23 protein-coding genes are annotated in these 19,845 nt (G+C 48.7%); 16 read left to right on the forward strand and 7 right to left on the reverse strand.

The window, feature by feature from the left end; all coding sequences use genetic code 11:
• On the forward strand, positions 1-1,230 hold the full coding sequence (locus WGC32_RS09500) for a homocysteine S-methyltransferase family protein (protein ID WP_342681524.1): 1,230 nt from the start codon (positions 1-3) through the stop codon (positions 1,228-1,230).
• A gap of 57 nt (positions 1,231-1,287) precedes the next feature.
• Here the strand turns inward: WGC32_RS09500 and WGC32_RS09505 are convergent, their stop codons facing one another.
• Complete coding sequence (locus tag WGC32_RS09505; RefSeq protein WP_342681526.1) at positions 1,288-1,848, reverse strand: flavin reductase family protein; 561 nt, start codon at positions 1,846-1,848, stop codon at positions 1,288-1,290.
• A gap of 360 nt (positions 1,849-2,208) precedes the next feature.
• Positions 2,209-2,532, reverse strand: coding sequence for a DUF2651 family protein (locus WGC32_RS09510; RefSeq protein ID WP_342681528.1), 324 nt, complete (start codon positions 2,530-2,532; stop codon positions 2,209-2,211).
• A gap of 282 nt (positions 2,533-2,814) precedes the next feature.
• On the opposite strand from WGC32_RS09510, the gene WGC32_RS09515 reads away from it, so the two are divergent.
• Positions 2,815-3,378, forward strand: coding sequence for a CDP-alcohol phosphatidyltransferase family protein (locus tag WGC32_RS09515; RefSeq protein WP_342681529.1), 564 nt, complete (start codon positions 2,815-2,817; stop codon positions 3,376-3,378).
• 35 nt (positions 3,379-3,413) lie between these two features.
• Here WGC32_RS09515 and WGC32_RS09520 read toward each other — a convergent pair whose 3' ends face one another.
• The gene (locus tag WGC32_RS09520) at positions 3,414-4,262 is read right to left on the reverse strand and encodes a patatin-like phospholipase family protein (RefSeq protein WP_342681530.1); all 849 of its coding nucleotides are present in this window, start codon (positions 4,260-4,262) and stop codon (positions 3,414-3,416) included.
• 117 nt (positions 4,263-4,379) lie between these two features.
• Between WGC32_RS09520 and WGC32_RS09525 the strand changes: the two genes are divergently transcribed.
• The gene (locus tag WGC32_RS09525; protein ID WP_342681532.1) at positions 4,380-5,252 is read left to right on the forward strand and encodes a PHP domain-containing protein; all 873 of its coding nucleotides are present in this window, start codon (positions 4,380-4,382) and stop codon (positions 5,250-5,252) included.
• Positions 5,253-5,317: 65 nt separating this feature from the next.
• Here WGC32_RS09525 and WGC32_RS09530 read toward each other — a convergent pair whose 3' ends face one another.
• From WGC32_RS09530 to WGC32_RS09545, 4 genes are all read right to left on the reverse strand, one after another.
• The gene (locus WGC32_RS09530) at positions 5,318-6,304 is read right to left on the reverse strand and encodes a radical SAM protein (RefSeq protein WP_342681533.1); all 987 of its coding nucleotides are present in this window, start codon (positions 6,302-6,304) and stop codon (positions 5,318-5,320) included.
• Between the two features lie 97 nt (positions 6,305-6,401).
• Positions 6,402-7,301 (reverse strand): ribokinase, encoded by a 900-nt coding sequence (locus WGC32_RS09535; protein WP_342681535.1) that lies wholly within the window; start codon positions 7,299-7,301, stop codon positions 6,402-6,404.
• Between the two features lie 32 nt (positions 7,302-7,333).
• A complete protein-coding gene (locus WGC32_RS09540; protein ID WP_342681536.1) occupies positions 7,334-8,368 on the reverse strand; it encodes a LacI family DNA-binding transcriptional regulator in 1,035 nt (344 codons plus the stop codon).
• A 192-nt stretch (positions 8,369-8,560) separates the two neighbouring features.
• Positions 8,561-8,779, reverse strand: coding sequence for an HPr family phosphocarrier protein (locus tag WGC32_RS09545; RefSeq protein WP_191483278.1), 219 nt, complete (start codon positions 8,777-8,779; stop codon positions 8,561-8,563).
• Positions 8,780-9,028: 249 nt separating this feature from the next.
• On the opposite strand from WGC32_RS09545, the gene WGC32_RS09550 reads away from it, so the two are divergent.
• From WGC32_RS09550 to WGC32_RS09610, 13 genes are all read left to right on the forward strand, one after another.
• Positions 9,029-9,364 carry a hypothetical protein gene (locus WGC32_RS09550; RefSeq protein WP_191483279.1) on the forward strand — a complete coding sequence of 112 codons (336 nt, stop codon included), beginning with the start codon at positions 9,029-9,031 and terminating at the stop codon, positions 9,362-9,364.
• Positions 9,365-9,386: 22 nt separating this feature from the next.
• Positions 9,387-10,022 carry an HAD-IA family hydrolase gene (locus tag WGC32_RS09555; protein ID WP_191483280.1) on the forward strand — a complete coding sequence of 212 codons (636 nt, stop codon included), beginning with the start codon at positions 9,387-9,389 and terminating at the stop codon, positions 10,020-10,022.
• Between the two features lie 151 nt (positions 10,023-10,173).
• Positions 10,174-11,658 (forward strand): DUF1846 domain-containing protein, encoded by a 1,485-nt coding sequence (locus tag WGC32_RS09560; RefSeq protein ID WP_191509666.1) that lies wholly within the window; start codon positions 10,174-10,176, stop codon positions 11,656-11,658.
• Positions 11,659-12,038: 380 nt separating this feature from the next.
• Positions 12,039-12,920, forward strand: a complete 882-nt coding sequence (locus WGC32_RS09565) for a ketose-bisphosphate aldolase (RefSeq protein WP_191509667.1) — start codon at positions 12,039-12,041, stop codon at positions 12,918-12,920.
• A gap of 137 nt (positions 12,921-13,057) precedes the next feature.
• The gene (gene mscL / locus WGC32_RS09570) at positions 13,058-13,489 is read left to right on the forward strand and encodes a large-conductance mechanosensitive channel protein MscL (protein ID WP_342681537.1); all 432 of its coding nucleotides are present in this window, start codon (positions 13,058-13,060) and stop codon (positions 13,487-13,489) included.
• 294 nt (positions 13,490-13,783) lie between these two features.
• Positions 13,784-14,392, forward strand: coding sequence for a sigma-70 family RNA polymerase sigma factor (locus WGC32_RS09575; protein ID WP_342681538.1), 609 nt, complete (start codon positions 13,784-13,786; stop codon positions 14,390-14,392).
• A gap of 146 nt (positions 14,393-14,538) precedes the next feature.
• Positions 14,539-14,823 carry a zinc-ribbon domain containing protein gene (locus WGC32_RS09580; RefSeq protein ID WP_191483133.1) on the forward strand — a complete coding sequence of 95 codons (285 nt, stop codon included), beginning with the start codon at positions 14,539-14,541 and terminating at the stop codon, positions 14,821-14,823.
• 187 nt (positions 14,824-15,010) lie between these two features.
• Positions 15,011-15,214: a DUF1858 domain-containing protein gene (locus WGC32_RS09585; protein WP_191483134.1), complete on the forward strand. Its 204-nt coding sequence runs from the start codon at positions 15,011-15,013 to the stop codon at positions 15,212-15,214.
• Positions 15,215-15,216: 2 nt separating this feature from the next.
• Positions 15,217-15,960, forward strand: a complete 744-nt coding sequence (locus WGC32_RS09590; RefSeq protein ID WP_342681539.1) for a class I SAM-dependent methyltransferase — start codon at positions 15,217-15,219, stop codon at positions 15,958-15,960.
• Entirely contained in the window at positions 15,926-17,017 is a 1,092-nt protein-coding gene (locus WGC32_RS09595; RefSeq protein WP_342681541.1) for a Nif3-like dinuclear metal center hexameric protein, read from the forward strand. The genes WGC32_RS09590 and WGC32_RS09595 overlap by 35 nt, the downstream gene beginning before the upstream one ends.
• Before the next feature lie 13 nt (positions 17,018-17,030).
• Positions 17,031-18,791, forward strand: a complete 1,761-nt coding sequence (locus WGC32_RS09600) for an Rqc2 family fibronectin-binding protein (protein ID WP_342681543.1) — start codon at positions 17,031-17,033, stop codon at positions 18,789-18,791.
• 172 nt (positions 18,792-18,963) lie between these two features.
• On the forward strand, positions 18,964-19,419 hold the full coding sequence (locus WGC32_RS09605; protein ID WP_342681545.1) for a LytTR family DNA-binding domain-containing protein: 456 nt from the start codon (positions 18,964-18,966) through the stop codon (positions 19,417-19,419).
• The gene (locus WGC32_RS09610; protein ID WP_342681547.1) at positions 19,416-19,844 is read left to right on the forward strand and encodes a DUF3021 domain-containing protein; all 429 of its coding nucleotides are present in this window, start codon (positions 19,416-19,418) and stop codon (positions 19,842-19,844) included. Before WGC32_RS09605 ends, WGC32_RS09610 begins: the two co-directional genes overlap by 4 nt.
• Position 19,845 lies beyond the last annotated feature (1 nt).

Consider the following 19,845-nt stretch of genomic DNA (forward strand, 5'->3'; position numbering starts at 1 on the left):
ATGGAAGTACCCTTGCCACCCCGATTATTGGATGGCGCAACAGCAACCAATTTGTATCAAGCGGGCATGCCCAAGGACGCGTGTCCAGAATTGTGGATTTTGGAACACCCGGATGTGCTTCAAAATCTGCAAAAAGAATATATTGTAAACGGCGCTCAGGTCCTTTATGCGCCTACCTTTACCGCCAATCGTGCCATGCTGGCCCGATTTGGCCTTCAGGACAAGGTAGAGGAGATCAATGCCAAGTTGGTGGCCCTTACCAAGGGGGCGGCCCAAGGTACAGGTGTGTTGGTGGCTGGAGATATCGCTCCCACCAATCTTTCTGTCGAGCCTTTTGGAGAGACGCCGTTTTTGGAGCTTGTCAACATTTACAGTGAACAGGCCTTTGCCCTTAAACATGCAGGGGTGGATCTGATCGTCTGTGAAACGATGATTTCCATGACAGGGATGCGGGCGGCTGTGCTAGGTGCCCGGCAGACAGGGCTTCCGGTGTATGTCACCATGACCATGGACAGCGAGGGGGACACCTTAGATGGCTCCAATCTGCTGGCCTGTATGGTAACGGCGCAGTCCTTAGGAGTCCAGGCATTTGGCATCAACTGTACAGATGACTACGACCAAATGGCGCAGCAGCTAGAAAAGTTGTCTCATTATGCCACAGTCCCCCTTATTGTGAAGCCCAATTTGGGAAGGCTCGACGCAGATGGGAACTATGCCACAACGCCTGTGGAAATGGCGGAAAAGATGAAAACCCTGCTGGATGCAGGAGCTTCCATCATAGGCGGATGCTGTGGGACCACACCCGCGCATATCGGAGCGCTCCACCGAATGATGGAGGAATATGACTTTTCCGGCAGAGAACTGCCAAAGCCGGACCCGGAGGACATTATCGCATGCAATTATGACGAGGTCTTTTTCCTCAGCGAAGATCTGGAGTTTTCGAAACCCCTCTCCTGCGAGGTGGATATGACAGAGGAGATCCTGGAGGCAGAGGATCAGGGCTGGGATGCGGTTCTGGTGGAGGTTCCCACTGCCGACGATGCCTATCATTTTGCCCAGAACGCCCACATGACAGATTTGCCTGTAGCTTTTCTTTCTGATAGTGAGGGCGCACTGGAAATGGCGCTGATCTACTATCCGGGCCGGGCTCTTGTATGCAGTTCCCAATCCGATCTGGAGCACGAGGTTTTGCAGAAAATCGCGGATGGCTACGGAGCTTTACTTTTTTAGAAGATGACAAAAAGGTGGATGGGATTTTTCCCATCCACCTTTTTCTGTCTCGAAGGCTTACTTAAGGCTTATTCCATCCCGAAAGGCGTTGCCCACCTTTTCCCCTAGCTTTAGATAGGCGTTGTTGGCGGGGTCAAAGGTAATTGGCTCCAATTTCTGGGGATCAATATTCCCTTTCTTATTGAGGATGCGTTCATCCGCGCTGACATTGACGATCTCCCCAACCAGGCGGCAGGAAGAAGCATCATAACTAATCAGCTTGCATTCCAAGGCCATGGGCAGCTCGTCGATCAAGGGGGCGTCTACCAATTGGCTTTTGGTGGTGTGGAATCCCGCTCGGGCCATCTTGTCAGGGACGTCGTTGCCGGATACAATCCCCACATAATCACAAGCCACCACATGAGCAGCATCCGCCATGCTGATGGTGAAAGCTCCTCGGGCCAAAATATTTTTTACTGTTTTGTGCTCGGCGCTCAGGCACATGGTAACCTGATTAGATTCGCTGATGCCGCCCCAGGCGGCGTTCATAGCGTCAGGAGTTCCATCCTCGCCATAGGTAGCAATGATCAGCACAGGCTGGGGATATAAAAGAGGCTTAGCTCCAAAGTCTTTTATCATATTTCTTCCTCCTTCAATGAAAATAAAGATGTATCATTGCTTTCATTATAACAAATGGACTTGAAAATTAAATAGTTTTCCATCGGGTTTTCTGACGATATTGCTGACAGAGAAAAAGTGTGTGAATTTTTTATGAATTTTATACGGAAGCTTTGACGGAGAGACAACCTTGTGTTATAATCAAGTTGTCATTAAAGTGAGAGTATTATTGATTTTCCCTCTTTTTAAATATTATTCTTTCCTCCATCCTGAACTTTTTAGTTCGTCTCCAGCAGAAAAATACCGCCGGCAACTGTCAGCGGTATTTTTCTGCTTTTTATTTGCGCGGGGAGATAGATTCAACAGAAAGTGGATGCGGCATCAGGTATGGCGCCGGGTAAAGAGTCCCACAAGGACGCAGGTAGCCAAGGAAAGAAGGGTATAACCCAGCGACCAAACCCAAAAAGTGGGATTGAAAAAGATAAACATACCTAAAATGAATGAGATAGCAAAGACGCCGGTGACCATCCAGAGATTTTTGACCAGCAGGACAAGTGCCACGGACAATGCGATGGTGAGCAGGGGGAGCAGGGTGATCACCAGGAAAAAGGGATCTATAAAGGTGACACCCAGGTAAAGGAACAACTGCATGAGCACAATGGAGCAGGCGCATAGGATCAGCCTGGTTCGTAGGGAAAATTTCATCATAAAATCCTCATTTCATCAAATACCGCACAGCGAACAAAGGAAGGAAAACGTAATAAAAAATTAATGGTTATTCCCAAAACACTGTGTTATGATACATGGTAACATGGATGAGAAGGTGCGTCAACAAACAATGTGTGAAGCTTTTTATTGAAAATAAAAGAAATGTATGTTCAGAATAATCCGAGTGTGTTATAATTATTCTGTTATCGAAGTGCTGGGCTGCTGACAGATGATCCCGCAGTCCATGATGAAATCGCCACAGTTGCGGAGGTATCATTGTTGGATACAAAAAAAATTTGGAATATACCGAATCTGCTTTCGCTGATCAGGATCCTGCTCATCCCGATTTTCGCTTACTGTTATCTCACGGCGGAGACGGCCAAAGAATATTATGTTGCAGCGTTTATTATCCTTCTTTCAGGCCTGACGGATATGGCAGATGGCATCATTGCCAGACATTTTCATATGATTACCGATTTCGGAAAGATTATTGATCCCATTGCGGACAAGCTGACCCAGGGAACGGTGGCGATCTGCTTATCCATTCGGATTCCTGCCATGGCAGTGCTTCTTTCCATCTTTATCATTAAAGAATTCCTGATGATGATCGGAGGCTTTCGCCTTCTGCGGGGCGGGGCGAAAATCGACGGCGCCCGCTGGTTTGGCAAGGTTTCTACGGTGATTTTTTATGTGGTTATGCTCATCACCATCGCATTTCCTACACTGGACATGACGGTGACCACCGTGCTGATTTGTATTTCAGCGGCGTTTATGATCTTTTCCTTTGTCATGTATCTGCCCATCTATAAGGAACTGAAAAAGACGACGAAAGATAAAAAATAAAAGGACTGGGGATGTTTCCCCAGTCCTTTTTTTGCTTATTTTTCCAGAAATTCTAACAGACGGTCAAAACAACGGGAGGCGTCCAGGTAACCTGTGTCATAAAGAGCCTGAAGCTTTTCCTTGTTTTTACTGGTGCTTTTTACAGGAACCGGTGCCTGGGGAGCGATGACAAAGGCAGAGCCCTCCGCCTCCATCTGCCGCAATTTATCCAGCGTATGGTTATACATGATGTGCCGGTTTTCTAGCGCCGTGACAAAGGCGGGATATTTGCGGTACTTGCGCCGGAGCAGGTTCATATGCTTACCCGGCCCCTTCCGGTAACCTCGGTCCCGGGTGAGGATGACAACATGCTTGGTGTTGCCATCGGAGATGGATTTTTCAATGGGGATGGAATCGGCGATGCCGCCATCCATCAGCTCCAATCCTTGGTAGTGGACAATGGGGGAGAGGATAGGCAGGGAGGAGGAAGCGGCCAATGGTGTGCAATCGTAATCCATTTCCTCCTTGGAGAAGAAATGCTCTTTTCCGGTATTGCAGTCGGTGGTGCCGATATAAAAAACGGTGTCGCTGTTGTAAAAGGTATCATAATCCAAGGGAACCAGGTGGTGGGGCATATCCTTAAAGATAAAGTCCATGCCAAAGAGGGAACCAGTCTTTATCAGACTGCGCAGGCTTAGATATCTAGGGTCACGGATATATCCGATGTTGATCTTGTAGTTGCGGCCCCGCTGCCGGCTGACATAGGAGCAGCCGTTGCATGCGCCGGCAGAAACCCCTACCACATAGGGCAGATAGAGGTCGTGATCCATGAAATAATCCAAAACACCGATGGTGTATAGCCCACGCATGCCACCACCTTCGAGAATCAGTCCGGTTTTTTCCATGAGTTTTGCTCCTTTTTTGAAATCTTTCCTATTATTATAATGGGTTTGTTCAGCTTTTTCAATTGACCGAAAATTCCAGCTGGGTATAATAGAAAAAGAAAGGGGAGAAATAGCGCAATGGACAAGCAATCCTATGTGGACCTGCACATCCACTCTACCTGTTCCGATGGAACTATGACTCCAGAGGAAATATGCCAGAGAGCGGCTAAACGGGGCGTTTCGCTAATTTCCATCTGTGACCATAACTGCATCGATGCTCTGCCTCGTCTGGCTGCCGCGGCGGAAAAACAGGGGCTTTGCTGGATCAAAGGGGTAGAACTGGATTGTGCCTTCGAAAACCGCGTATACCACGTTCTCGCCTATGGATTTGACGAGAAGGATGTTGCTTTTGCCAGCCTTGTCAGGGAAAACCGGCGGAAGCTGGATCGGATGAGCATCGATCTTCTGGAGAAGATGGAGGCAGATGATGGCCGGGTATCCATGGCGGACTTTCTTGCCTATGAAAACGATCCGGCCCGAGGCGGATGGCCTGCCCTCAACTATTTTCTCGATCGTGGCATTGCCAGAGATTTTGATGGAGTCATGCTTTTATATGGAAAGTACAAATGCAGCTATGCAAAAGCGGGCTTTGTCAGTGTGGAAGAAGCCTGCCGAGCCATCCATCAGGCCGGCGGATTTGCGGTATTGGCTCATCCAGGATATTCCATCAAGGGAGATCGGGGACAGTATGTAGCCCAAATCAGGCGGTTATTTACCTGCGGTTTGGATGGAATTGAATGTATATATCCATTGCATACCTCCTGGCAGACCCAGGATGCCTTAGACTTTTGCCGGCAAAGGAAACTTCTGGTGACCAGCGGCAGCGACTGCCACGGTGAATTTCAAAAGACTTATGCAGGGGGAATCTTGGACATCGGTGTCAACAAGGTGCAGCTGGCACAGCTTCATTTGGGGGATATTTCTATAGAAGGTGAGTTCACCGAAGAATAAAAGAACCGGCAGCCGGAAGATACCGGCTGCCGGTTCTGCGTTTATTAAAACAATAGAAAACTCCGCTACTGGTTTTGGTCATAGTCGCTTTGTTCAAAATAAGAGGGATATCCAATATCCGCGGTGGGATGTTCCCGGCACAGATACCGCTTGATGTCAAAACAAAGATCGCACCGGTTGACATAGGTGGAACGGGAAGGCTCAAATCCCAGCTCTCGCGCATACTGATAAAGACCTTTCATCCCGCCCTCATAGGCGGCGGTAAGCGCGGGATATTTTTCTGGGGAAATGGGGGCATCCAGATCCTCCATGTCAATGACAAAGCCGGTGCAGATAGGTGGAATATAATGACCGTATAAATCCAAATGGCAATGGCCGGTGGAGACAAGAGGGGTGCAGGGGGAAATAGCGCCCACAAGCTGGTCAAAAGGATGCAGTTCGTAGGCGTCCCGGCACAGAGAGATGGCACGTCCATTGCAGTTGAGCCCATAGGAGCGGGTGGCATCCACCTTATAATTGCCGCCGAAAAAGGCGTCGTATTCCTCAATGTGATGGGGAACGCTGGTATCCAGCATGCTCAGATCACTGCCGAAATTCCCAGGCCAAACAAAGGTTTCCATCCCTACTTTGTGGCAGAGGGAGATAAGGCTTTTTTGTCTTTGATAGGGGACGTATTCATTGTGAAATGGATCCACCGAAATGAGCAGGCACCCTACCCCAACAGACAAAAGCTTCCGAAGCAGCTGTAGGGTTTTCTCTTCTTTGATGTTCCAGCTGCCGTTGGTTTCAATGTATTCAATATGAATGCCATATTCCCTGGCAAGTGTGCAGACGGCTAAAAGCTGATCCTGTTTTAAGAAGGGTTCGCCCCCTCCGATATGGCAGCTACGGACGTGGTGATCTACCATAAAGCGGAAGACCTTATGAGCCATATCGTCACTCATGTAATCACCGGGCCAGCTGGGAGAGGAACTATAACAGCAGTGGCGGCACTTTGCGCTACACTTGTAATTGACAATGACCCCCATGCTATGGATGGGACCGATCTTCATTGTCTCCACCATCCTTTCAAGGTTTGTTTGCAAATTAGTATTATCATACAACAAAAAGGACGTGTTGTAAAACACGTCCTTTTTATATCAGGTGGGGTTAAAACTCTACTTTTTTCAGCTTGGCATCCTTTACCTGCTCCATGGTGGGGATAGAAGGGGCGGCGCCCTTTTGGGAGACCGCCAGAGAGGAGGCGATAGAAGCATACTCCAAAGCCTTGGGGACGTCCTCTCCCTGCATCAGGGTGGAGAGGAAAAATCCTGTAAAGGTGTCGCCGGCAGCGGTGGTATCCACCACCGGGACGTCATAGATGCCGTGGGTATAAGTATTAGTGCCGTCATAGTACATGACGCCCTGCTTGCCCAAGGTCAGCACCACCACGCAGCCGGGATAGATTTGACGCATTTTCCGCGCAATCTTTTCCGGATCGGTTTCCTGGGTGAGTTCATTACCCTCAATCTCATTGAGGATAAAATAAGTAATCGAAGTAAGATCCATTTTGACAAGCTCATCGCTGATGGGGGAGGGGTTAATGGCAAGGATCATGCCCTTTTCAGCAGCTTTTTTGATAATGTAGTCAATATTGTTGATCTCATTTTGCAGCAGGAGCATGTCGCCCTTCTCAAAATGCGCCAAAACGTCATCGATGTAATCGGTGGTGATCTCTTGATTGGCACCGCCATAGAGAAGGATGCAGTTCTGGCCTTTCTTGTCCACCTGGATAATAGCATGACCTGTATGACCTTGGGTCATAGCAACCAGAGAGGTGTCTACGCCGTATTCGCCAAGGATGTCGATGAGCATCTGCCCATCAGCCCCCACCTTGCCGGCATGGTAGACAGGAGCTCCTGCCTTGGCTAAAGCTACCGATTGGTTAAGACCTTTGCCGCCGCAGAAAGTCTCCATTTTTAAGGAGGCAGTAGTCTCACCAGGACGGACAAAATGATCCATGGAATAGACATTGTCAATATTGAGGGACCCGAAATTGAGAATTTTCATGGCTGAAGAACTCCTTTGTGATGTGATTTTTCCTAAGCATTTCTGTTTTGAACGCTCTCCCGGATGATAAAATCATGGCGGAGAACAAAACAGTTATTTGCCGGAGTAAAGATGGCGTCCCGGTCGGTGACAAGAGAAAAGGCCAATGCCCCCATCTGCTCCCTGGGCTGGTTGACAGTGGTGAGGGAGGGAACGGTGAAGCGGCTGATATCGATGTTGTCAAACCCGATCATGGAGATGTCATCCGGGATTTTGAGGCCGTGCTCAGATAATGCGCGCTTCATACCAATGGCCAGGTAATCAGAAGAAGCCATTACCCCAGTAGGCCGATCCTGGGCCAGAATCGAATTCATGGCATAGTAGCCTGATTCCAGTTTTCCCAAAAGGACATCGTTGGCAATAACAATTTTGTTTTCCTGATAAAGGCCATGCTTTTTCATAGCATCAATGACCCCGTCCATCCGCTTGACCACAGGTGTGGACATGACCTTCTGGGTGATATAATAGATATTATCACAACCATGATGGATCAAACATTCCATAGCGTCAAAGGCAGCCCGGTAGTTGTCGATAACAACGTGGGGGATGGTTCCGGTAGAGTCGTATTTATCAGCATAACAGACCCGGTTGTTTGGATTAGCCAGTAAATTTTGAGCTAAATCCTCATCATCATCTCCGGTGCCGATAAATACATAGCTGTTGACCTTGATACTGCGCAGATATGATATCTGCTTTTTTTCTTCTTCTAAAGAATTTTTTGTTTCTACCACATAGATGGGATAGCCGGCCATATTGCATTGTTCCCGAAGGCCCTTGATGATTTCCAAGTAAAATGGGTTATAGAGATCCGGAACCAAGGCACCAAGGCAGATATAATGGGATTGACGGAGAGATACAGCGAAGTTGTTGGGAACATAGTTGAGCTTTTTGACAGCCTGTAATACTTTTTGGCGGGTTCCCTCACGCACCTTGTCGCTGTTATTGAGAACGAGGGAGACGGTGGAAGGGGCGACGCCAGCAAGTTGAGCTACTTCTTTGATGGTTGCAGGTTTGGTTTTATCATTCATGCCTTACTATCCGCCTTTCAGAATCAGGGGGAAAATAAAATCGTTTTTCTATAATTCCATCATAATATGATCTTGTAGGTTTGTCAACAAAATGCGTACTATGAAATGATGTGAAACAAACAAAAAAGCGGCTGTTAATTAAAATTAACAGCCGCTTTCATCGAATCGTATTTCTATTTTACAATGGAATAGTTATACTCTCCATTTCGCCAGGCTTTCGATAAATTTGCTGTTTTCTGTGACGACCTGTACAGGTTTTGAATAATCAAGGGCCATCAAACCTAAGACGGATTTTGCATCTGCAATTTTACCGTCGGTGGTGTGGACACCCACATCATCCTCACAGTTCCAAGCCATATTCATGAAAGTCTTCAAATCCTCGGCGCTTTCTAACTTGATAAATGCTACCATTTTCAAAACCTACCTTTCTTCATTATACTCTCACTTCTTGAGTATGGGTTTATTATAGCATGTATTTTCTGAATTATCAAGATTTTTTTAGTAGAAGTGTTAAAAAATATGAGAAGTATTTTGTATATATTGCCAAATCAGGAATGGGAGATCCCTTTATTTGAGTAGGACATAAAGACATAGAGAGAAAGATATGCTGAATTGAGGGAAATGTGATATAATGAAGAAAAATAGCAAGAGGGGGAGCCTATGGCAAATCAAACATTACATATGAAGCCCAATGTAGCAGCCGCTATCGCCTATGTTTTCGGATGGCTTTCAGGTCTGATTGTTTTCTTTTTAGAGAAAGAAAATCGATACGTGCGTTTTCATGCAATACAATCTATCCTGGTTTCGGGAATTTTTACGGTATTGTCGGTGGCGATTAATTTTGTACTGGGTTGGCTTTTTCTGGCCCGGTGGTTGCTACGGCTTCTCAGCCTTCTCTTTTTTATCATTTGGCTAATCTGTATCGTGAGAACGGCGACCTATCGGGATATCCGCATCCCCTTTTTGGCAACGATTGCAGATGTCATTTGTGGTTAAACGATCGCATGGGAGGAAATGAATGAAAGGCGCAATTTTTGATATGGATGGTACGCTGTTGGATTCCATGGGGACGTGGGACCGTATTGTCCCGCAATATTTGATCAACCATGGGGTAGATGACCCTGGGGACATTAATGGTGAGATTGCAGCTATGACCTTTGAAGATGGCATTCAGTATACCATAAAACGCTTTGGCCTGCCCATGACAGCATCCCAGGTAATGCAGGGGATCAGTGACCAGATGCTTTGGGAATATACCCATACAGTGAGGATGAAGCCAGGGGTATTAGAATATCTGAAGATGCTTCGGCAAGAGGGAATCCCCATGTGTATCGCTACGGCCACCGGGCGTGCCCTGTCCCTGCCGGCTTTGCGCTGTCAGGGTATTTTGGATTTTTTTCAATTTGTCCTTACGGTGGAAGAGGTAGGCGTGGGGAAGGAGTATCCGGATATTTTTCTTCAAAGCGCCCAGCGTATGGGGCTGGCGCCCAAAGACTGCTGTGTATTTGAGGACGCGCTCCATGGAATTCGGTCGGCTTCCAGCGCCGGATTTCAGATATGTGCTGTCAAGGATGAGGGCAGTGCCGTGGTGGATAGGGAAGAAATCCGCCGCTTAAGCGATATTTGTATTGAAAGCTTCCGGGAACTGTTGTAAAAGAGTTGTCAAGAGAGACATTTTTATTTATAATGGAGAAAGTAAAAAGAAAAATTGCCTGCATTGGGCTTGAGAAGGACAGCACCGGCTTCGTGTGCTGTTTTTCCATGTGAGTTTTGGGGCCGCCAGTAAAACAGTAAGGGGTAACGGGATGAAAAAAATTGGCTTTGATAATGATCAATATGTAAAAACCCAGTCAGAACACATTCTCAAACGGATTGCCAAATTTGATAATAAGCTTTACCTGGAGTTTGGTGGAAAACTTTTTGACGATTACCATGCGTCCCGGGTCCTGCCCGGCTTTGCTCCGGATAGTAAGGTCAAGATGTTGATGCAGCTGAAAGACCAGGCGGAAATTGTAATTGTAATTAATGCCGCTGATATTGAAAAGAATAAGGTGCGGGGAGACCTTGGCATTACATATGACCTGGATGTCCTCCGCCTCATTGACGCCTTTCGTGGCATAGGCCTATTTGTAGGCAGTGTTGTCATCGCTCAGTACTCAGGTCAAGCAGCTGCGGAGACCTTCAAACATCGGTTGGAAAGTCTGGGAATCAAGGTTTATCTACATTACCCCATTGCCGGCTACCCTGCAAATATACCGCTGATTGTCAGCGACGACGGTTATGGAAAGAATGAATATATTGAGACCACCCGGCCGTTGGTGGTGGTTACGGCTCCTGGCCCGGGCAGCGGCAAGATGGCGACCTGCCTTTCGCAGCTCTACCATGAATACCGGCGGGGGATCAAAGCAGGATACGCCAAGTTTGAGACGTTTCCCATTTGGAACCTTCCTTTGAAGCATCCGGTCAATCTGGCCTACGAGGCTGCCACAGCGGATCTTAACGACGTCAATATGATCGACCCTTTCCACCTGGAAGCTTATGGGGAAAAAGCGGTAAACTATAACCGGGATGTGGAGATATTTCCGGTACTCAACGCCATTTTTGAGAAGATCGCAGGAACAAGCCCCTATAAATCCCCCACGGATATGGGGGTTAACATGGCAGGCAACTGTATTGTCGATGATGAGGTAGTGTGCGAGGCGTCCCGGGAAGAAATTGTCCGCCGCTATTATCATGCTCTGTGTGACCAGCGCCAGGGAAGGGTGGACGCTGATACCGTTTATAAGGTGGAACTTTTGATGAATCAGGCAGGGGTTTCCCCCGAGTCCCGCCAGGTGGCGGCAGCTGCTTTGGATCGTGCAGCAAGTACGGGCTTCCCCGCCGCCGCCATTGAGTTGCCGGATGGGCAGATCATCACAGGAAAGACATCCTCTTTACTAGGGGCTTCTGCAGCGGTGCTGCTCAATGCCCTCAAGGCTCTGGGAGGGATTAACCATGATATGCATCTGATTTCTCCCATTATTATCGAGCCTATCCAGAACCTCAAGATTAAACACTTGGGAAATCACAATCCTAGGTTGCATACCGATGAGATTCTCATTGCCTTATCTATATGTGCCGCAACCAATCCCACGGCAGAGCTTGCGATGCGTCAACTTCCCAAGCTCCGTGGATGCGAGGCACATTCCTCTGTTATCCTGTCTCAGGTAGATGATTCCGTCTTCCGGAAGTTGGGAATTAATTTGACCTGTGAGCCCAAATACCAGACCAAAAAACTTTACCATAAATAGACCAAAATACCATCGAACTCGGAGTTCGGTGGTATTTTTTGATACATTTCTTTTTCTCATACAAAATGACAAGTTTTAAATTTTTATCTTTTATGTTAGTACAAGATTAGATCAAAATAGAGAAAAAACACATAATTTTTACGAGTTATTTATGAAACTTGTTCCATAAATCGATGAGTTTATGGTTTTTTTGTCAAGCGTGTTATATTTTTAACAAGATAGACCAAACTTAACAATTATTTTGGAGAGTTCAACGTGAAGTTTGTCAGCAAAAAACCTTGTAAATTTTGGGACAACCTGCTACAATGATCATGGCGGAAAATTGTAGGGACAATTTTCCACAAGAAAATCAAATCTGTTTTGAAAAAGGAGCGTTTACTATGTTAGTAACCATGAAAGCAATCCTTGATCGTGCAAGCGCGGAGAATTACGCCGTTGCAGCCCCCAACGTTGGTTCTGAGCTGGATGCTCGCGCAGCGATCGAAATCGCTGAGGAGCTGAATGCACCGATCATCCTCGACGTGCATTTCACCCATCATCCTGACTTTGAGTTCATTGGCCCGGTTTTCCGCAAACTGGCAGAGCAGTCCAAAGTTCCTGTAGCGATCAACCTGGACCATGGTTCTGATTTCCATCAGGCTATCCTGGCTATTCGCTCCGGCTTCACTTCTGTTATGGTTGACCGTTCCTCTCTGCCCTATGAGGAGAACGTAAAACAAGTAAAAGAGATCGTTAAAATTGCTCATGAAGTGGGCGTTTCTGTTGAGGCTGAGCTGGGCCATGTTGGCAACGGCGAAAACCTGGAAGACGGCAACGTTTACACCGATCCGAAAGAAGCACTTCAGTACATCCAGGAGACTGGCGTTGACTGCCTGGCAGTTTCCGTTGGTACCGCTCACGGCGCATATGTTAATGTTGTGCCCAAACTGCAGTTTGACCTCCTCAAAGAGATCAAAGAGGCTACCAACAACTTCCCGCTGGTTATGCATGGCGGTTCTGGCACTGGCGACGAGCAGCTGCGGAAAGCTTGCTCCATGGGTATCAACAAGGTTAACCTCTGCAACGACCTGCTGAAAGCTGCTGTCGCAGAAGTTGTTAACGCTAACACCGAGGGCAATGGTGCTTATGATCTGTGGGTCCTGGTGAAGAAGGGCTTCAAACGTCGTCTGGGCGAGCTCATCGAGATCCTGGGCGGAAAAGGCAAAGCTTGGGTTCCTGAGGTTGAGGGCCTGCCCACCTTCGAAATCAAAGCTGGTGAATAATCCTTCATAAGAGAGGATACTTTCTTGTTCGTTAAGCCGGTACGGGGATTTCCTGTACCGGCTTGTGTTTTATACTAGGGGGACGATGATATGGAAAAGCAGCGGACCCAGGGCGTAGACGAAGTGGAGGGGTCATGATGAAAGAAAAAGCAAAGGGTCTCATCGGTGAATTTAAAGAATTTATTTCCCGCGGCAATGTAATGGACATGGCGGTAGGCGTTATTGTTGGTACCGCTTTTACTGCCATTGTCAATTCCCTGGTCAAGGATGTGATTACGCCGGCTATTGGCTATTTAATTGGCGGCATTGACTTTACAGAATATAAAATCGTTCTGTCTCCGGCGGTGGGTGAAATCCCGGAAACGGCGATTTATTACGGGACTTTTATTCAGAATATAATCAATTTTCTCCTCATTGCGCTGGTGGTTTTCCTGCTGGTAAAGGGGTTAAACCTATTTCGGCGGAAGAAGGAGCAGCCTTCTGAGGAGCCAAAAGAACCAGAGCCATCTCCGGAACTTTTGATGCTGACGGAGATCCGGGATATTCTCCGGGACCAGAAAGACAACTGAAGAGCAGCGGTTTTTGGCAGCCCAAAGGGTTGCCTGTGGACTTGGACACTGAGCGGACATCATCATGAATGTCTGCTGTGTTTTGAGCTGAGATTACACAGCGGCATAATGACCGGTCGGTTTGCTTAGAGAAAAAGGGAGAATTCTGTAAAACTTGGGTCTTTTGTCGGGAAATTACAAAAATGAATTGACAGATAGCTGTTTATCGGTTACAATGAACAACGTAACCAAATACATCTGATTAGGAATCTTTTGGAAGGGTTTTTGTCTGTATAAAAGGATAATGCGTCTGATATGATGGAAAAAAGTTCACTGCTGCAGGGAGGAGAACCTTCCGACGAAGAGCTGATTGAAAAGATTAGAAAACAAGATCACGATGCTCTTTCTCTTCTTCTCAACCGGTACATTCCCATGATTGCGGCAAAGGCCAGGGAAAGCCGGATTGAAGGCATGGACAAGGACGACATCTATCAGGAGGCAATGATCGGCTTTATTGGCGCTGTAAGAAACTATCAAAGGGAACGGGAAAGCTCGTTTAAGACCTTTGCGAACCTCTGTGTCAACCGCCGGATCGCCACCGCCGCCCAGGCGCAAATGAGTCTTAAGCATAAACCTTTCCAGAATTACGTATCCATCGACGAAGGGGATGCTTCTGTGGAAGCAGAGTTGACCGGAGTCGATCCCAGTGCCCAGGATCCCGCCCATATTGTGATTGAGCGGGAGTCCATACGGGAGAAAAAGCAACAAATCGAGGATCTTTTGTCTGTGTTTGAGCGGGAAGCTCTCATGCTTTACATCGGCGGTTTTACCTACGCGGAAATATCCCGGCAGTTGAAATCTACACCGAAAGCAGTTGATAATGCCCTGCAACGAGTAAGACGAAAGCTTAGGTCGGCGAAATAAACGCCGAAAACAGTGCGAATCTGGGCGTCAGCACAGGTCACATATATGCCCTAGTAGCTCAAAGGTAGAGCGTTGTAGGTGCAAAGGTGTCGGTTCAAATCCGTCCCGGGCAAATTTTATTATCCAATGTAAGCGAGGTAAAAAAGATGTACGAAGACAAAACATTAACATGCAAAGAGTGTGGCGCAGAGTTTGTATTCACCGCAGGCGAGCAGGAGTTTTATGCTTCCAGAGGCTTTGTCAATGAGCCCCAGAGATGCAAAGCATGCCGCGATGCGCGCAAAAACGCCTCCAGACCCGAGAGAGAGATGTTCACAGCAACCTGCGCGGCCTGTGGCAAAGAGGCGAGAGTTCCCTTCAGACCCCGTGAAGACAGACCTGTTTACTGCAGCGAGTGCTTTGCCAAGATGAAAGAGGAGCAGCAGCTGTAAGCATTGGTTTTGAATACGTTCAAATAAAATGCACAACCGGGATGCTTTGGATTTTTCCAGGGCATCCCTTTCTTTTTCTGGGAGACAGGGATGTTGCAATCCTTTGGGTGCCATATTATAATAAACATAAATGTCTTGGCCAGAGTTGTATATAAACATTGGCCATCAAGAAAGTGAGGAAATGGACATGGAAAGACAGGTAACAAAAGAGACATTGATCGGCGATCTGCTCCAGATGGAGCCGGAAACCGCCCAGTTCTTGATCCAGATGGGGATGCACTGCTTAGGGTGCCCTGCTTCCCGGGCGGAAAGCCTGGAAGAGGCTTGCATGGTCCATGGCGTCGATGCAGACGAAATGGTAGAGCGCATCAATAAGTTCCTGGAGAAATAGGCGTGACGGAAAAGAAAATCCCCCGTCTGGATGCCAGGCTTTCCCTGATTGCCCAGTGGGTACGGCCGGGGAAAAGGGTGGCGGATATCGGTTGTGATCACGGCTATCTTTCTGCGGTCTTGGTGGCGTCGGGAAAGTGCCCGCAGGCTCTGGCCTGCGATATTAACGAAGGGCCCCTGCAACGGGCTCGGGAAACCGCGGCCCGGTACGGTGTCACCCGTGGGATGAGGATGATTTTGACCGACGGGCTGGCGGGGCTGGACTCCGAAGATGTCGACGATATTGTGATCGCCGGTATGGGCGGGGATCTTATCGCCCGGATTGTATTGGAAACCCCTTGGTTGCGGACAGGGGATAAGCACCTGGTGCTTTCCCCTATGACCAAGGCCCATGACCTGCGAAAGGCGTTGTGTGAGAACGGCTTTACTATCCACAGGGAGCGGGGGGTCCGGGTAGGAAAGTTCATTTATACTGTCATGGACATTACCTTTACAGGAAAACGTTTTGTCCCGGACAGGATCTATGCTCTCACCGGAGCTTTGCCTTGGGATGATGCTCCTGATTCCCGGGATTACCTGCGCCATCAGGCTAAAATCGCCCAGGACATTGCAGAAAATCTGAAAAACAGTAATACAAATAGTAATAAAATAAAAGAATATAACGAAATTGTAGAGAAAATTCAGAAGATTATCGAAAAAGGGGGAGAAAACCATGACCAAGGTGATGGACATATACCGGTATATTGATGGGTTGGCACCCTTTTCCCGGCAGGAGAGCTGGGATAATTCCGGCCTGTTGGTTGGGGATCAGGATAAGCCGGTGACGGTGGCCATGGTGGCTCTGGACATTACCGATGCTGTTATCAGCGAGGCGGTAGAGAAAAGAGCAGACCTTCTGATCTCCCATCATCCGGTAATCTTTCATCCCCAGAAGCGTGTGATGGCCGGGGATTTGGTTTACCGGCTCATCCAGGAGGGGATGACGGCCATCTGCGCCCATACCAATCTGGATGTTGCCCAGCTGGGGGTCAACGACTGTCTTGCCAAGGCCCTGGGCCTTCAGCAGATAGAAATCCTCGAGACCAGCGGCCGGGAAAAGTTTTATAAGATCTGTACCTTTGTGCCAGCCCAGCAGGTGGAGCAGGTACGCGGCGCCATGGCCCGTGCTGGGGCCGGGAGCTTGGGAGAATATACCGATTGCGCCTTCATCAGCGATGGAGAAGGCTCCTTCAGACCATCTGTCAAGGCATCTCCCTTTATAGGCGAGCCGGGAGAGCTTGCGCGGGTGGAAGAGTTTAAAATCGAGATGATTGTCAGTGAGAAGGATAAGGATAATGTGATCAAGGCCCTCTTGGTTGCTCATCCTTATGAGACGCCGGCCTACGATCTTTTTGAAAACGCCGGGATAGAGGTTGCCTATGGTTTGGGACGGATTGGAATGTTGGAGGAGAACATGGGGGCGGAAGAGTTTTCACTTCATGTCAAAGATGCTTTGGATACGCCCATGGTCCGTTCCAACCGGATCGACAAACAGATTCAGCGGGTGGCTGTCTGCGGAGGCGCAGGAGGCAGCCTGTTGCATAGTGCGGTAGCCGCCGGCGCTGATGCCCTGGTCACGGGGGATGTGAAGCATGATCTGTGGCTGGAGGCGGACAGGCTGGGGATACTTCTCATCGACGCGGGACACTTTGCCACCGAAAATGTGGTGATTCCCCGGCTGCGGGGCCTTTTGCAGACCCGGTTTTCCGATGTGCGTTTTCTCCTGCCACAATCCAATATGGACCCGGTGGTCTACACTTTTTAGGTGGTGAAAATTTTTGGCCCTTGACGCAATTTACTTGAGTTTTCTCAAGGAGGAAATAGAAGATGTGGCGATGGAGGCCCGGGTGGATAAGATTTATCAGCCCTCCCGGGAGGAAATTGTTCTGGTGCTCCGCTTCCGGGGTGGAACGGCGAGACTGCTCCTTTCCGCCTCGGCTGCCAGTCCTCGCATCCATTTTACAAAGATTGATTTAGAAAATCCCAAAGCCCCGCCCATGTTCTGTATGCTGCTGCGAAAGCATCTGGGCTCCGGAAAGCTGATTGGTGTGCGGCAGGACGGCATGGAACGTATCCTGTTTCTCGACTTTGAAACGGTCAATGAAATGGGGGATCTGACCACCATTACCGTCGTCTGTGAGATTATGGGCCGGCATTCTAATATTATCATCACCGATCGGGATGGCAAGATTCTGGATGCTGTCAAACGCATTGATGAGAGCATGTCCTCTGTGCGCCAGGTGCTTCCGGGGATGCACTATACCCTGCCTCCGCAACAGAATAAAAAGAGCCTGCTGCGCCACACGCCGGATGACATCATCGACAGCATGCGGGCTGGCCGGGATGTGGAAGTTTCTAAAGCCCTGATGGAACAGATCCAGGGGATTTCCCCCATCATCGCGAGGGAAGCGGCATTCTATGCCACCCGCGGGCTGGATATGACGGTCAGCGAACTCAGGGAGGGGCAGCTGGACCGCCTTCGCTTCTTTTTGGGCCAGCTGGGGGAGACGGTGGAGAAAAGGACGCCCCAGTACACCATGGTGACAGATCTTAAGGGAAAGCCGAAAGACTTTGCTTTTATCCCAGTCCATGAGTATGGAACCAGTATGCTGACACAGCCATTTGCAAGCCCGTCCCAGCTGCTGGATAGCTTTTACAGCGAACGGGACCGAATTGAGCGGATGAAACAGCGCTCCCACGATCTGCTGAAAATGCTGATGAACACTTCGGAGCGGATCACCCGCAAAATCGCTACCCAGCGGGAAGAACTGCGGGAATGTGAGAATCGGGATATGCTGCGCATCTACGGCGACCTGCTGGCCGCCAGCGCCCACCAGATCCAGAAAGGACAGACCAAGGCGGTGCTGCAAAACTTTTATGAAGAAGGGTGCCCTTTGGTGGAAATTCCTCTGGATCCCATGCGCACCCCCATCCAAAACTCCCAGCATTATTACACCGAATATCGGAAGGCGGCCACCGCCCAGGAAAAGCTGGGAGAGCTCATCACCAAAGGGGAAGAGGAGCTGGTCTACATTGAATCGGTCTTCGATTTGGTGACCCGCACCACAGGGGAAAGCGAACTTTCCGCTATCCGGGAGGAACTGTCCTCGCAGGGATATATCCGCCACGATCGAAGAAGGGGGAAGAAGCCGGAGAAACTTCCTCCCCTGCGGTACTGTTCTTCCGACGGTTTTACCATCCTGTGCGGACGCAATAACATCCAGAACGACCGGCTTACCCTCAAGGACAGCCGAAACTTTGACGTCTGGTTTCACACCCAAAAGATCCCTGGCTCCCATACGGTGATCCTCACGGAGGGAAGGGAGGTCCCCAACCGGACGCTGGAGGAGGCGGCCGTTATTGCCGCTTACAACAGCAGGGCCAGGGATTCGGCCAAGGTGCCGGTGGATTACACCCTGATTAAGAATGTGAAAAAGGTGCCGGGGGCAAAACCGGGGATGGTGATCTACGAAAACTTCCAGACGGCGGTGGTGGATCCTGATGCCGCTTTGGTGGAAAGGCTGAGGGTGTCTAAATAGGAAAGTAGAGACAAAAGATTGGAATATAGAAATAGAGCAATACGAAAAAACTGCCCGGAGGAATTTTCCTCCGGGCAGTTTTGCATTTTACCCTGCAATTTGAGCCACTTACCGGAAAAAGGATGACACCACGGACAAAAGCGGGTAAGATAAAGGCGAGAGGAGGCGGACCATGAAAACGGAGATCAAACTGGAACCGGGATGTCAGGAACCCTGGGCCGAAATACACACGGCAGAGGTAACCGATGAGATTCAAAATGCGGTAAGATGGCTTTCCGGCGGCAAAGAAAGAACACTCAACGGCGAAAGGGAGGGACGCATCTTTCCGTTGCGCCGGGAGAAGTTGGAACTAATCCGGGTGGAAAGGGAAAGAACCATGGCTTATACCCAGCAGGGGGAATGCTATGAAATCCGGCGCCGGCTTTATGAGCTAGAGGAAATACTCTCTCCTGAATTTCTGCGCATCTCCAAAGGGGCTTTGGTTAATCTGGCATACATCCGCTGTGTGGAACCCACCTTGGGAGGGCTGATGCAGCTGGTTACCCAAGGAGGACAGAGAGAATGTATTTCACGAAAATTTCTGCCCGCCTTCAAAAAGGCGTTAGGTCTGGGAGGGAAAATGCGATGAAGAAATGGGTGCAAAGACTGTTGGTTGGCGTTGCTCTGGGTTCGTTTTTATTCAATCTGACCATGCTGGCTTTTCTGGTCATCGCTTCGGAAGAAGAAGTATTACAGATAGTTTTCGCACAGTATGCGGAAAACTTTCTGGCCTCACTTTTCATCGGCATAGTCTTCAGTATTATGTCCTTTGTCTATGACAAAGATGGCTGGAGCATGCCGATACAGATCCTTGTGCATATGGGCTCGGGTATGCTGGCTTATGTTTGTGTAGCTTTTTTCATGGGCTGGATTTCGACTCAGCCCCACTATGCTGCTCTTTCTGTTGGAATCGCGTTGGGAATTGCCGGGCTGATCTGGCTGGGCTTTTATCTTTATAACCGAGCCCAGTGCAGAAGGTTTAATGAAGTCCTCCAACAAAAAAATAATGTATAAA

The organism is Zongyangia acetica (genome assembly GCF_038739695.1).
Classification (GTDB): Bacteria; Bacillota; Clostridia; order Oscillospirales; family Ruminococcaceae; genus Zongyangia; species Zongyangia gallinarum.